At 68.3% G+C, this 13,772-nt stretch carries 14 protein-coding genes; 7 read left to right on the forward strand and 7 right to left on the reverse strand.

Features of this window, described 5'->3' with window-relative positions:
* The 4 genes from Q0M60_RS01015 to Q0M60_RS01030 all read left to right on the forward strand — a co-directional run.
* The coding region (locus Q0M60_RS01015; protein ID WP_296814808.1) for an isoaspartyl peptidase/L-asparaginase at window positions 1–257 on the forward strand (257 nt) is incomplete at its 5' end.
* 217 nt (window positions 258–474) lie between these two features.
* Window positions 475–762 carry a co-chaperone GroES gene (gene groES, locus Q0M60_RS01020; RefSeq protein WP_296814810.1) on the forward strand — a complete coding sequence of 96 codons (288 nt, stop codon included), beginning with the start codon at window positions 475–477 and terminating at the stop codon, window positions 760–762.
* A 52-nt stretch (window positions 763–814) separates the two neighbouring features.
* Entirely contained in the window at window positions 815–2,464 is a 1,650-nt protein-coding gene (groL, locus tag Q0M60_RS01025) for a chaperonin GroEL (RefSeq protein ID WP_296814812.1), read from the forward strand.
* A 109-nt stretch (window positions 2,465–2,573) separates the two neighbouring features.
* Window positions 2,574–2,786: a hypothetical protein gene (locus Q0M60_RS01030; protein ID WP_296814815.1), complete on the forward strand. Its 213-nt coding sequence runs from the start codon at window positions 2,574–2,576 to the stop codon at window positions 2,784–2,786.
* Here the strand turns inward: Q0M60_RS01030 and Q0M60_RS01035 are convergent.
* The 7 genes from Q0M60_RS01035 to Q0M60_RS01065 all read right to left on the reverse strand — a co-directional run bounded on the left by Q0M60_RS01035 (window position 2,783) and on the right by Q0M60_RS01065 (window position 11,757).
* Window positions 2,783–2,989, reverse strand: coding sequence for a hypothetical protein (locus Q0M60_RS01035; protein WP_296814818.1), 207 nt, complete (start codon window positions 2,987–2,989; stop codon window positions 2,783–2,785). The genes Q0M60_RS01030 and Q0M60_RS01035 overlap by 4 nt on opposite strands.
* Window positions 2,990–3,219: 230 nt before the next feature.
* The gene (locus tag Q0M60_RS01040) at window positions 3,220–3,438 is read right to left on the reverse strand and encodes a cold-shock protein (protein WP_296814820.1); all 219 of its coding nucleotides are present in this window, start codon (window positions 3,436–3,438) and stop codon (window positions 3,220–3,222) included.
* A gap of 199 nt (window positions 3,439–3,637) precedes the next feature.
* A complete protein-coding gene (locus tag Q0M60_RS01045) occupies window positions 3,638–6,067 on the reverse strand; it encodes a DUF305 domain-containing protein (RefSeq protein WP_296814822.1) in 2,430 nt (809 codons plus the stop codon).
* 67 nt (window positions 6,068–6,134) lie between these two features.
* Window positions 6,135–6,419 carry a hypothetical protein gene (locus Q0M60_RS01050; protein ID WP_296814823.1) on the reverse strand — a complete coding sequence of 95 codons (285 nt, stop codon included), beginning with the start codon at window positions 6,417–6,419 and terminating at the stop codon, window positions 6,135–6,137.
* Between the two features lie 50 nt (window positions 6,420–6,469).
* The gene (gene katG, locus Q0M60_RS01055) at window positions 6,470–8,713 is read right to left on the reverse strand and encodes a catalase/peroxidase HPI (RefSeq protein WP_296814826.1); all 2,244 of its coding nucleotides are present in this window, start codon (window positions 8,711–8,713) and stop codon (window positions 6,470–6,472) included.
* A gap of 108 nt (window positions 8,714–8,821) precedes the next feature.
* Complete coding sequence (locus Q0M60_RS01060) at window positions 8,822–10,309, reverse strand: hypothetical protein (protein WP_296814829.1); 1,488 nt, start codon at window positions 10,307–10,309, stop codon at window positions 8,822–8,824.
* Window positions 10,310–10,320: 11 nt separating this feature from the next.
* Window positions 10,321–11,757: a tetratricopeptide repeat protein gene (locus Q0M60_RS01065; RefSeq protein WP_296814830.1), complete on the reverse strand. Its 1,437-nt coding sequence runs from the start codon at window positions 11,755–11,757 to the stop codon at window positions 10,321–10,323.
* A 197-nt stretch (window positions 11,758–11,954) separates the two neighbouring features.
* Here Q0M60_RS01065 and Q0M60_RS01070 point away from each other — a divergent pair, with 197 nt between their 5' ends.
* The 3 genes from Q0M60_RS01070 to Q0M60_RS01080 all read left to right on the forward strand — a co-directional run.
* Entirely contained in the window at window positions 11,955–12,674 is a 720-nt protein-coding gene (locus Q0M60_RS01070; RefSeq protein WP_296814832.1) for a class I SAM-dependent methyltransferase, read from the forward strand.
* Complete coding sequence (locus Q0M60_RS01075) at window positions 12,674–13,168, forward strand: GAF domain-containing protein (protein WP_296814835.1); 495 nt, start codon at window positions 12,674–12,676, stop codon at window positions 13,166–13,168. Before Q0M60_RS01070 ends, Q0M60_RS01075 begins: the two co-directional genes overlap by 1 nt.
* A gap of 196 nt (window positions 13,169–13,364) precedes the next feature.
* Window positions 13,365–13,772 (forward strand): hypothetical protein (locus Q0M60_RS01080; protein WP_296814836.1); only part of this gene is annotated, 408 nt, incomplete at its 3' end.

Raw genomic sequence — 13,772 nt, forward strand, 5'->3', positions numbered from 1 at the left:
CCACGGGCACGGGCGAGTACTTCATTCGGGCCACCGTCGCCCGTGATGTCTGCGGCAGGCTGAGCTATGCCGGAGAGACGATCCAGCAGGCCTCCGACGCCGAGATCGGCGAGGTCGGCGCGCTGGGCGGCGATGGTGGCCTCATCGCCCTGACCGACGAGGGCGAGGTCGCGTTCTCGATGAACACCTCAGGCATGTATCGCGGCTCCGCCAGCTGGAACGCGGCCCCGCAGGTGGCGATCTACGCGGACGAATAGGACCCCTGAGCACGGGCCTCCGAACAAGGCGAAGAAGGCGAAATCGACGCCGATTTCGATGAACTAGGCCAAGAAAACAAAAGCGAAGATGGTGAAGGTCCGAGCCTTGACTCGGGCCCGTCCCAACCCTACTTCCGCGCGCATTGGCACTCGGGGCTGGCGACTGCTAACAGCGGCCCCGAGAGCCCCTCAGGTGCAAGACACGGAGATACAAAAAATGGCGTTTCGTCCTCTCGGCGACCGCGTGCTGGTGAAGCGCGTGGAGGAAGAAGAAAAGACCAAGGGCGGGATCATCATCCCCGACACGGCCAAGGAAAAGCCCCAGGAAGGTGAAGTCGTCGCCGTGGGCCCCGGCGCCCGTGACGAGGACGGCGACTACATCAAGCCCGAGCTGAACGTCGGCGACCGCATCCTGTTCGGCAAGTGGTCCGGCAGCGAGGTCAAGATCGACGGTCAGGACCTGATCATCATGAAGGAATCCGACGTCCTGGGCGTGCTGTCCTAAGCATCCGGCCGGATCCCTTTCCTTCCACATCAGACGATAGGAGCAGCCCGCAATGGCCGCCAAACAAGTCCAGTTCTCCACCGACGCCCGCGACCGCATGCTGCGCGGCGTCAACATCCTCGCCAACGCCGTGAAGGTCACCCTGGGTCCGAAGGGCCGCAACGTGGTGATCGAAAAGTCGTTCGGCGCCCCGCGCTCGACCAAGGACGGCGTCTCCGTCGCCAAGGAGATCGAACTCGAAGACAAGTTCGAGAACATGGGCGCCCAGATGATCCGCGAAGTGGCGTCCAAGACCAACGACAAGGCCGGTGACGGCACCACCACCGCGACCGTGCTGGCCCAGGCCATCGTACAGGAAGGCCTGAAGTCGGTCGCCGCCGGCATGAACCCGATGGACCTGAAGCGCGGCATCGACAAGGCCGTCACGGTCGTCGTGTCGAACATCAAGGACTCGTCCAAGAAGGTCTCGTCCAACAACGAGATCGCCCAGGTCGGCTCGATCTCGGCCAACGGCGACTCCGAAATCGGCGACATGATCGCCAAGGCGATGGACAAGGTCGGCAACGAAGGCGTCATCACGGTCGAAGAGGCCAAGACCGCCGAGACCGAACTCGAGGTCGTCGAGGGCATGCAGTTCGACCGCGGCTACCTGTCGCCCTACTTCATCACCAACGCTGACAAGATGGAGGCGGTCCTCGAAGAGCCGCTGATCCTGCTCCACGAGAAGAAGCTGTCCTCGCTGCAGGCCATGCTTCCGATCCTGGAAGCGGTGGTCCAGTCGGGCCGTCCGCTGCTGATCATCGCCGAGGACATCGAAGGCGAAGCCCTGGCCACCCTGGTGGTCAACAAGCTGCGCGGCGGCCTGCGCGTCGCCGCCGTCAAGGCCCCGGGCTTCGGCGACCGCCGCAAGGCCATGCTGGAGGACATCGCCGTCCTGACCGGCGGCCAGGTCATTTCCGAAGACCTCGGCATCAAGCTCGAGTACGTCACCCTCGACATGCTCGGCAAGGCCAAGAAGGTCGCTATCACCAAGGACGACACCACCATCGTGGACGGCGTCGGTGAGAAGGACGCCATCGAAGGCCGCATCTCGCAGATCAAGCGTCAGATCGAGGACACCACCTCGGACTACGACCGCGAGAAGCTCCAGGAGCGCCTGGCCAAGCTCGCGGGCGGCGTCGCGGTGATCCGCGTCGGCGGCTCGACCGAGATCGAGGTCAAGGAGAAGAAGGACCGCGTCGACGACGCCCTGAACGCGACCCGCGCGGCCGTGGAAGAAGGCATCGTCCCGGGCGGCGGCGTGGCCCTGCTGAAGGCGTCCAAGGCGCTCGACGGCCTGAAGGGCGACAACGACGACCAGAACGCCGGCATCCAGATCGTCCGCCGCGCGCTTCAGGCCCCGATCCGGCAGATCGCCGAGAACGCGGGCGTGGAAGGCTCGATCGTCGTCGGCCGCATCCTGGACTCCAAGGAAGCGTCCTTTGGCTTCAACGCCCAGACGGAAGAGTACGTCGACCTGGTCCAGGCCGGCGTGATCGACCCGGCCAAGGTGGTCCGCACCGCCCTTCAGGACGCGGCCTCGGTGGCCGGCATCCTGATCACGACCGAAGCCGCGGTCGCCGATGCGCCGAAGAAGGCCTCGGCCGGCGGCGCCCCGGACATGGGCGGCATGGGCGGCGGCATGGGCGGCATGGACTTCTAAGTCCGGCCCTCAGGCCAAGTCTGAAACGGAAAGGGCGGAGCCGGAAGGCTCCGCCCTTTTCTTTTGGCCGCGACCACTTTTGGGCGCCGCAGGGTGCTATGGTGACGGCATGCGCAACATTCTTGAGCGGGCGGTGCTGACCGTCACCCGACACGACGGCTCGTGGGCCGTCGAGCTCGACGGCGACGTCATGGACCAATCGCTGGACAAGGAGGGCGCCTGTGCGGCGGCTAATCGCAGGGCGCGCGCCATGATGGACCGCGGGCTTGCCTGCCAGGTCGTCGTGGCCGGCGATGGCTTACGTTTCGGTCTGACCCGTTAGGCGGGCTCAGGTCCGCCCGCGCCGGTTGGGGCGCGCGCTTCGTCGCAGAGTTTTCGGAGCTGGCGGGTCAGGACGCCGCCGGTGATCTGCTGAATGGCGTAACCCTCGGCGCGAAGCGCTTCGCGGATGCTGCCCGCGCCCGTGTGCGCGCCGCTGGCCGCCAACTGAAAGGCCCGTTCGAGGGCTGTCGGTCTGGACGTCAACGGCGCCTCCATTGAATGCCGGCCGTCAGGTCGGGACGAGCCGCCAGCCGCCCAAGTCGTGCGGCAGGAGCTGGACTCGAACCCGCTCCCCCGGACTCGGGCCGGACGCCGCGCCCCACAGGCTTTGCCTGGGAGCGCGGGCCGTAATCAGATGATCGTTCTCGAGCCGGACACGCCGCCGTCCTCCGAGGAGGCGTTCGACGACGGTCGCCTCGAAAGCGATCGCGTCCTCAGGCCGTCTCCGCGGCGCGGAGTTGACCGGCCGATTCCTTGCCGGAACGCGGGTCGCGCTCGACCTCATACGAAAGCGTCTGGCCCTCGTGGATCGCGCCGAGCTCGGACCGCTCGACCGCCGAGACGTGGACGAACACGTCGCGTCCGCCGTTCTGCGGCTCGATGAAGCCGTAGCCCTTGGTGGTGTTGAACCATTTTACAGTGCCGGTAGCCATATCAGTTCTCCTGTGGCGTGGCGCAGGGAGTATTCCCTGCCAACGTCGAGATCTGAAAAGTTCGGCTAGGTGACCTCAGTGCGTTAGCAGTTCGGACAGAGCGTGGCGCAACAGAGATCGACCCCGGCAATATGGGGGCTCGCTGTCGCGATTGACAGCCGCAGGTGAAAATAAACCTGCGGCTGGCGTTCCAGGACCATCAGAGGCGTGCCGAAAGTCTTTGCATAATTTCTCGCAACGCCGTCAGCCGCTCAGTCGCGGTGGTGTCCGGACCCGTGTCGGGCAAGGCGTTCGCCGCCGCCGACAAGCGCGTCGCCAGATCCGGATTCCGGCTGCCGGCCTCGACCTGCCCTGTCGCCTCCGTCAGCGCCGCTGTCAGTTCCGCCACGGCCTCGGCCGACAGCCCGCCTGATCGGGCCAGCTGATCCACATAGGCCTGGGCGACGACCGGGTGATCGGGCCAGGTGACCGGCAGCTGCCGTTGCGGGTTGAACGTCTCGCCCTGGTCGGCCAGGCGGGCGGCGGCGATCTCAGCCTCGGTCAGGTGCTCGCTGGGGATCAGTTCCAGCACGTCCAGGCCGCGCGAGATCTCGGTGCCGTAGATGCGGCCGTTGTACCAGTAGGCCGACCAGAAGCCGCCGAACATGAAGCGGCGGCTGTCCATCGGACCGCGGTCGAAATAGCCGATCTCGACCGGATTGGCCGGGTCGGTGAAGTCGATCAGGGTCAGACCACCCTGGTACCAGGCCTGGATGAAGATATCGCGGCCCGGCACCGGCACGATCGAGCCGTTGGGGGCGACGCAGTTCTCGAACTCGGTCTGGGCGGCCGGCAGCTTGAAGTAGCCGCGCTGGACCAGCCGTCCGTCCTCGATGTCGTAGAAGGCGTTCGCGCCCCAGGTCATCGGGTCCTGCACGCGGCAGCGGGGCCGCGCGCCGCCGCCCCATTCGTCAGTGAAGAGCACGGTGGTGCCGTCGTTGTTGAAGGTCGCCGAGTGCCAGTAGGCGAAGCCCGGATCGGTCACCGCATCGATCCGGCGGGGCCGGCGCGGGTCGGAGATGTCCAGGATGATGCCGTTGCCCGAGCAGGCGCCCGCCGCCAGGTTGCGCGTCGGGAAGACCGTGATGTCGTGACACTGGTTAGTCTGGCTGGTGGTCTGGGTGCCCTCGCCATGGTCGCCGCCCAGCCACAGGCCGGCGATGCGGCCGGTCTCGTCGTCGGCGAAGACGCGCGGGCTGTCGATGATCCGGGCCATCGACGGGTCGGCGCGCGGAATCTCGATCACATCGATGCTGAACAGGGCCGTGCGGGTGTCGCCGAGGTCGCCCGAGACGCAGCCAGCCAGTTCGTCCTGATGGCGCACGGAGGACGTGCCCGAATTGTAGACGATGATAGACCGCTCATCCGACGACACGACCGAGTGGGTGTGCGAACCGCGGCAGGTCTGGACCTGACCGACCTGGACCGGCTGGGCCGGGTTCGAGATGTCGAAGATGCGGATGCCGCGGAAGCGTTCGGCGCTGGGGCCGGAATCCACGCCCTGGCGGCCGCAGTCGACACGCCCGTTTGTGGATTCGACCGACATGATCAGCAGGCCGTCGACGATCGAGACGTCGCCCTGGCCGCCCGGGCAGATGACGGCGCTGATCAGTTCCGGCTGTTCGCCGCCGAGGCGGTAGAGTTGGAAGCCGTGATAGTTGCCGACCGCCATCAGGTCGCCGGCGAAGGCCATGTCGGTGTTGGCGAAGCTGAGGAACGGCCCGCGCTGGCCGAAACGGCCCTCGATGCCGTCACCGTCGGGGTCGCCGTCATTCTCCGTGCCCGGGATGGGCAGGGGCAGGCCCGCCGGGTTCGAGGGATCGAAGAAGCCGGGCGGCTTGGGCAGGCTGGCCACCAGGCGCATGCCGTCGATGGCCTGACCCGCGTCACGGAAGCCGCCGGTCAGCGTCGTGCGCGGGTCCTCGGCCAGGCCGCGCAGCTGGGCGCCCATGCGCCGGATTTCGGCCTCCTGCTCGTTCTTCACGTCGGTAATGAACTGGAACAGCACCGGGTCGTAGGCCGAACCGGGGCGGCCCAGCAGATGGTCGACCATCTCCACCGCGCCCTCGTGGTGGCGGATCATCAGTTGCAGGAAGAGACGGTCGAAGGCCGCCCCGCTCGCGGCGCCCAGTTCGGCCATTTGTTCTGGCGAGGCCATGCCGCGCATGCTCGAGTGGTCGTGGTGACCCAGGCTGTGAATGGCGTGCGGGTCGGACGGGTCCGGCGCAGTCTCGGCCCGTTCCACCAGCCAGCCGCGCATGAAGGCGATCTCATCGGCCTGGCTGGCGTTGATCCGCCCGGCCAGCTCGACCACCGCCGGCGTGTTCGTCCGGCCCTCCACCAGCGCGGCCATCTCAACGGCCTGGGCGTGGTGCAGGATCATCTCCTGCATGAAGCGGACATCGTCGGCGGAGTAGCGGTTGTTCGAGATTCGAGCCGCCTCTTCGGGGCTCAGGGTCCGGCTGGCCTGACCCGGCGCGCCCGGCTGCACGATCGGAGCCTCCTGACCCAGGGCGGGCGTGGCCGCGAACACGGCCAGGGCCGAAACTCCAGCCAGCAGACGAACGATCGATCCAGACCTTGCAGCCATTGGCTTCCTCCAAATTGCGAGAGGGACGCTAGCCACCTGTGAGACCGCGGGAAAGCGGAAAGCAGCGTCAGTCCATTCCGAGCAGCCAGCGGTCCAGACGCACCGCACGGAAGGCCGCGCCGGGGAGGGCGCGATTCAGGTCCGAGCGGTGCTCGAGAATCCACTGGAGGCATTCGAGCCGACTTTCGAACGTCTCGAAATCCTGCCGGCTCGCGCCCAGCCCGGGGCCGACCAGGTAGCGCGCGCCCTTGCGACAACCGGGCGCCGCCGGCCAGTCACGCTCCGGCGCCGTCAGGGCCGCCACCCAATAGGCCTGGCGGCCGTCCAGTCCCTCGATCTCGGCTCGACGCATGGCGGAAAACGCCCGCGGCGAGGCTCTGCCCCGCCGCGGGTCGGTCGTCCTCAGGCGGCCTTGCCCAGCCGCTGGGCGCGCGGCAGGTCGAAGCGGTCGGCGTTCATCACCTGGACCCAGGCCCGGACGAAGTCGCGAACGAACTTCTCGCCCGCGTCGGCCGAGGCGTAGACCTCGGCCAGGGCTCGCAGCTGGGAGTTGGAGCCGAACACCAGGTCGGTGCGGGTGGCCGTCCACTTCTCCTTGTTGGTCTTGCGGCAGGTCCCGACGAACACCTCGTCGCCCCGATCGTCGACTTCCTTCCAGGCCGTGCCCATGTCGAGCAGGTTGCGGAAAAAGTCGTTGGTCAGCTGGCCCTTGCGGTCGGTCAGCACGCCCTCCGGCCGGTCGTCGTGGTTGACGCCCAGCACCCGCAAGCCGCCGACGAGCGCCGTCATCTGCGGCGCGGTCAGGCCGAGCAGCTGGGCCCGGTCGACCAGCAGCTCCTCGGTCGGCACGCTGAAACGCACGCCCAGATAGTTGCGGAAGCCGTCGGCCTTGGGCTCCAGAACCTCGAAGCTGTCGGCGTCGGTCTGCTCGGCCGTGGCGTCAGTGCGGCCGGGCGTGAACGGAACCTCGATGGCGTGGCCGGCGGCCTTGGCGGCCTGCTCAATGCCCACCGAGCCGCCCAGCACGATCAGGTCGGCGATCGAGACCTTCTTGCCGCCCGAGGCCGAGGCGTCGAAGTCAGCCTTGATCTGGCCGTAGGTGGCCAGCACGGCCTCCAGCTTGGCCGGCTCATTGACCGCCCAGCTGCGCTGGGGCTCAAGCCGGATGCGCGCGCCGTTGGCGCCGCCGCGATGGTCCGAACCGCGATAGGTCGAGGCCGAGGCCCAGGCGGTGCGAACCAGGTCCGCGACCGACAGGCCCGAGGCGGCGATGCGACGCTTCAGCTCGGCGATGTCCGAGGCGTCGATCGGCGCATAGTCGGCTTCCGGGATCGGGTCCTGCCAGATCAGATCTTCGGCGGGGACTTCGGGTCCGATGTAGCGGGCCTTGGGTCCCATGTCGCGGTGACAGAGCTTGAACCAGGCGCGGGCGAAGGCGTCGGCGAACTGGTCCGGGTTCCGGTAGAAGCGCTCGGAGATCTCCCGGTACTTGGGGTCCACCTTGAAGGCCATGTCCGCGGTGGTCATCATCGTCGGCACGCGGCGGTTCGGGCTGTGCGCGCCCGGCGCCATGTCCTCGGGCTTCTGGTCCTTCGGCTGCCACTGCCAGGCCCCGGCAGGGCTCTTCACCAGCTCGAAGTCGTACTCCAACAGCATGCGGAAGTAGTTGTTCGACCACTTGATCGGCGTCGGGGTCCACGGTCCCTCCAGCCCCGAGGTGATGGTGTGGTCGCCCAGGCCGCTTTCGTGGCTGGACTGCCAGCCCAGGCCCTGCTGGGCGATGTCGGACCCTTCGGGCTCGGCGCCGACCTTGGCGGCGTCTCCGGCCCCGTGGCACTTGCCGAAGGTGTGGCCGCCGGCGGTCAGGGCCACGGTCTCCTCGTCGTTCATGCCCATGCGCGCGAAGGTCTCGCGAATCTCGCGCGCCGAGGCGGCCGGGTCAGGCTTGCCGGCGGGGCCCTCGGGATTGACGTAGATCAGGCCCATCTGCACGGCGGCCAGGGGGTTTTCGAGGCTTTCATCCTCGCCGTCGCCCTCCCAGCGGCCGCGCCCGAGCCATTCCTCCTCGGTGCCCCAGTAGATGTCCTTCTCGGGCTCCCAGACGTCGGCGCGACCGCCGCCGAAACCGAACACCGGGCCGCCCATGCTCTCAATGGCCACATTGCCGGCCAGGATCTTCAGGTCCGCCCAGGCCAGGCGCGCGCCGTCCTTCTGCTTGACCGGCCAGAGCAGACGACGGGCCTTGTCGAGGTTGGCGTTGTCCGGCCAGGAGTTCAGGGGCGCGAAGCGCTGCTGGCCCGCATTGGCGCCGCCGCGGCCGTCCCCGGTCCGGTAGGTGCCGGCCGAGTGCCAGGCCATGCGGATGAAGAAGGGGCCATAGTGGCCATAGTCCGCCGGCCACCATTCCTGGCTGTCGGTCATCAGCGCGGTCAGGTCGCGCTTGACGGCGTCGTAGTCGAGCTCCTCGAACGCCCGGGCGTAGTCGAAGTCGTCGCCCATCGGGTCGCCGGTCCTGCCCTGCTGGTGCAGGATCTCCAGCGACAGCTGGTTCGGCCACCAGTCGCGGTTGGTGCGACCGAGGAGGGATCGGAGCGCCGCGGGCTCCTTGCGGGGGTCACTCAGCGGGCTGCCGGCGTTGCCGTCCATGGCGTCTCCTCCTGTCTCTGGTCGCTCGGGACGAGGCAGGATACGTCAGGCCATGTTTTCAACATAATCGATAGTTCTTCACCTCAGCATAAGGTGAAGCTATCGACTTCAGCGGTGCCGGTGGCCGTCGGACCCCCAGTGGTAGCGGTTGTCGTCCTCGTACCAGCCCTCGCCCTGGCTGTAGCGGTCGTAGCCGTCCCATTCGGGGGAATAGTCCTGATACTGCCGACCCATCAGGCTTTCGCCGCGGTCGTAGAAGTCGCGCCCGCCGTAGTCGTCGTAGGCGCAGTTCCAGCCGTCGCCCTGGGGCGCGAACCAGTCGTAGCGGCCCTGTTCGCGGCGGCCGTCGCGGGGACGGCGGCCCGGCCGGCAGGCGTTCTGCGAATAGACGCGGTTGCCGTAGGATTCGACCTGCGCGCGCTCGACCACGAACACGCGTGACACCGCAAAGAAGGTGTTGTTGACGATCCGCGCCCGGCCTGCGCCCGCCGCGACGCCGACATCCTCGGCGCCCAGCAGCGAGTTCTCGATGGAGAGGTCGCCGGAATAGAGCACCGCCGCCTTGCGGGCGACGCAGACGAGGCTGTTGACCACCTGGGCCGAGGAGCCGTCGACCGCGATGCCTTCGTCGTAGCCGCAGATGACGGCGCCGGCGATCGACACGCGCCCCAGCTCGCGAGAGCCACGCACCAGCACGCCGATGGCGCGAGGGCCGTAGCCCTCCGACCGCTGGCCGGCCAGCATCACCAGGTCCGACAGGCTCGACGGCGCCGCGCCGCCCGGGGTCAGCTCGAAGCCGAGGCTGGAGCTGGTCACATGGGCGCGCTCGACCTGGACGCTGGCGCCGTAACCGACGACGGCGGCGCCGAGGGTGTCGGCGCTGATCAGGCCGTCACGGAAGTCAAAACGGCCGCCGTCGGCGAAGACCGCGGACTCGTCGCCGACGTAGCGGATCGCGGAGCGGCGCATGACGATCTCGGCGTCGTAACCGACGATGCAGGCGGCGTCGCCCGCATTGCCGGACTCAAATACCACGTCGCGAATCTCGACCCGCACGCCGGCCGCCACCGTCATGCACGGCAGGCCGTCAGGCGCCCGCAGCGTGGCCGGGGGCACAGCGTCGAAGTCCATCCGGCCGATGTCGGCGTCGCCGATGATCGTCAGCGGCTTGTTGATGTCCAGCCAGCCGAGGCAGCCCTGGCCACGAAGGACGAGCGTTCCGCCGGGCCTCAGGTGGTCGACGGCGCGCTGGAGTAGATACGGGCTTGCCTCGACCCCGCAGTCGACCGCGGCCACGTCGTCGGGGCGTCCGCGCCAGTAGAACTCCCAGTCGCGTCCGTGATCGTCGCGCCAGCCGGAGTAGTGGTCGCGCCAGCGCCACGGGCGCTCGCGTCCGTGGCTGCGGGGGCGGGAGCTTCTGGGAGGCGGATCCAGCAGCAGGCCGAAGTCGGGACGCGTCTGGCTCTCGACCTTGGCGGCCTGGGCCTCGGCGCGGGGCGCGTCGGCCAGCGTCACGCCCACGAAGGCCGCGATGGCCGCGAGGCCCCCGAGCACTCCGAGCGGGGCGAACTTCGACCGGGGCTTGCGCGGGGACATGGGGGACTCTCTCATCGCTGGGACCGGGACACCTGGGCCAGGACGGCCTGGAGCCGGGTGACCGACGGACGGAAGCCCGTCAGGGCGGACTCGAGCCGGTGGACCACCGCCTCGGCCTTGTCCTGATCGGCCACCCCCGCCACCCCCAGGGCGAAGAAGGTCGACAGGGCGAAGCTGGCCTCGGGCGAGCCCTGACGGGCCGCCTCCTCGTACCAGTAGAAGGCGCGCGCATAGTCGGCCGGCACTCCGATGCCTTCGGAATACATCACCGCCAGGACCAGCTGGGCTTCCGACGAACCGCGCTCTGAGGCGAACTGGATGGCGCGCACGCGCTCCAGATAGCTAAGGCGGCCCTCCATCGGATGGCCGAGCATGGCCTCGAAGGTCTCGACCTCGCGGCGGGTCATCGAGCCGACGCCCAGTGGCACCCCTGTGGTCACGCCCAGGTAGCGGAAGGCCCGGCCGACGTGGACGAAGGGCAACTCGCCCATGCGCTGCAGCGCGATGTCCGCGGCGTCGCCGCGGGCGCGGCTTTCGTCGGAATGCGGCACGCCCGACGGGGGCGCCTCCGGCGGATAGAATTCGAACGGGGCGGTCCAGCGCCGGGCCTTGGACTCCACGAAGGCGGCGTAGCCGCTACGCGACGCCGAAGAGCGCTCGAAGTCACGCAACAGGACGTAGGCGCTGACGTCTCCCGTCTCCATCGCCAGGTAGTTGAAGAGATAGGCGTCCACGTCGTTGCGATCGAACAGGCTGGTCGCCGCCTGCAGGGCGTGGTGCCGCCGTCCGTTCCGTCGACCGCCCTGGAAGGCGTCGCGGCCTTCGCGATTGTCGGCGGGTTCTCCGAAGGGACCGTACATGGCGTCGTGCAGCCGTCCCAGGGTGCGGAAGCCCTCCGCGTCCTGCGTCGACAGGATGTAGATCACCCGGTCCCGGACCGCCTCGCGCTCGTCGCCGGACATGCGGTTCAGCAGGCCGTTGAGACGGCCGTAGGCGCGCCAGCGCTCGTAGTTGCGGCAGTCGTCGAAGCTGGACACCGGCCGCAGGCGGTCGAACAGGCCTCGGCGCGCCTGGGTGTTCACCGGGGTGAAGCCGTCGGAGTTGGCCAGCGCCATGGCGTACCAGACGGCGGCTTCGATCGGATCACGGATGTTGTTGTCCGTCTCGTTCAGCGCCTGGTAGCGGCTCCCGAGTTCGAGCTGGGCGAAGAAGTCACCCCGAAACGCCTGCCGACGCAGGTGGCGGATCTGCTGTTCCTGATCGTTGAATTCGCCGGAGCGCTGATAGAGGGACTGCGGACGCGGGCACTCCTCGCGGTCCGTGGAGGCGGGTCTGCGACCGCCGCCGGAGGTCGGCTCCCAGCCGGAAGCGCCGCGCTCACGACCGCTGCCCGACCACTGGTCACAGCTCGCGACCGCGAGGGTGGCCAGGGCCGCGACCGCGCCCACCGCCACCAGGATCCAGGGACGGCGACCGCGGCTACCTCTGTCAGACCGCTCGAAAGCCATTCCCCGAACCAAGCTATGCGTTAACCATGTTTAAAGACGATGGGGCGGGCTCTGGTTCCCGTCAAGCTTGCCAGCGTTGCAGTTTTCTGTCGGCCGCCGTGCTAAGCGCCTGATTTCGCTTCTCACGAGAATATCCCTTGCAGACCTACGCCGAGATGACCTGGGACGACCCGAACGCGCTCAAGCGATGGGTCCAGCGCCGCCGCCTGAGGGACGCCCTGGCTCAGGTTCCGGACAAGGTTTCTGTGGATAAGATTGTGGATTACGGGGCCGGCGACGGGGCGCTGGCCGTTCTGGCGCGGGAACGCTGGCCGAAGGCGAGAATCGTTTGCTTCGAGCCAGCGCCGCATCTGGCGACTGAGGCGGAGCGTCGGGTCCGCGACCTTGACGGGGTCGAGGTCACCCGCACTGAAGCCGGTCTGCCCGAGGCCGTCGATCTGGTCTTCTGCACCGAGGTCTTCGAACACCTCCCGGAGGCGGAGACGGGCGCGGCCATCGCTCGTATCGAGGCGATCCTGAAGCCGGGGGGCCTGCTGGTGGTGGGCGTTCCGGTCGAGAGCGGGCCGGTTGCCGCGCTCAAGGGCCTGTTCCGCATGGCGCGACGTCCGAAAGACTTCGACACCCGGCCAGGCAACATCCTCAGGGCGGTGCTGGGACAGCGCGTGCGCGACCGCCCGATGGCCGACATCGCCTATGGCCGCAGGTATCATCCTCACCACCTCGGCTTTGACCTGGGTGGGCTGAAACGTCTCCTTGAGGCCCGATTCTCGCCTGTGCGACTCCGGGGCAGTCCCTTGCCCCTGGCCCCTGTGTTCCTGAACAGCGAAGCCTATATGACGCTCCGAAAGGAGCCCTGATGAGCTACGCCGCCCGCCCCGACCGCCCGGTAGACAAGGCCGAACGCTACGCCGAGTTGCACGAGGAAATCCTCGCGGTGCTCGACGGTGAGCCGGACGTGATCGCGCGCATGGCGACGGTGTCGTCGATGCTGGCCGACGCCTTCCCGGCCTTCATCTGGACGGGCTTCTATCTGGTCGACCAGGCCAAGGGCGACGAACTGGTGGTCGGTCCCTATCAGGGCAAGCTCGGCTGCCTGCGCATCGCTTTCGGACGCGGCGTCTGTGGCGCGGCGGCCGCCGAGGCTCGCACCCAGCTTGTCGCGGACGTCCACGCCTTCCCCGGCCACATCGCCTGCGATCCGCGGTCGAACAGCGAGGTGGTTGTTCCCGTAGTCGATGGCGCGGGCCGGCTGATCGCGGTCCTGGACATCGATTCCGCGGACCATGCGGCCTTCGACCAGGCCGATGTCGCGGCCCTCGAGCGGCTGGTCCGGGCCGTCTTCGCCGGCTGACGGCGGCAGATTCGGCGCGCTGTCACGCGGCAAAAACCGCCCACGGCGATTGCGCGGCGCCTGCAGATATGGGCCCAACTCGTTGAAATAACTAAGACAAGCGCTGTGGCGCGGGCGTTGCTTCATGCCGTCCGAATGACCCGGCGCCGAATGCGCTCGACCCAAGTCCAGTCTCTCCGGACGTCGAAGCCGCGCTATGCCGCCTATCGAACTTTCGCTCGCCCTGGGCCTTGGCCCCCAGACCCCGACCGCGTCGGGGCGAGGCGAGGCCGTGGGCTTCGCGGGCCTGCTGGAGGACCCGGCGGGGTCCCGTCCGCGCGGACGGTTGGGGCTGGGGCGCATGCTCGGCGACCAGCCGAGCCCGGAGAGCGCCGGAGAGGACCAGGACCTCTCGATCCCGTCGATCCCGCCGAGCGGTTTCCTCGTCCCGACGGCCCTGGTCGAGCCTGCCAAGACCACACGCATTGACGCCCAGGTGCTGCCGGCCGATCCGGATGGGATCCTGGCCAAGAGCGCCGGACCGCATGTGCTGCCAGGCGCGCCCGACGGCGCGGCGTCCGGCAAGACCGATGGTGCGCAGGTGCTGCCGGCTGTCCCTGACGGG

It is taken from the genome of Brevundimonas sp., assembly GCF_024711105.1.
Taxonomy (GTDB): Bacteria; Pseudomonadota; Alphaproteobacteria; order Caulobacterales; family Caulobacteraceae; genus Brevundimonas.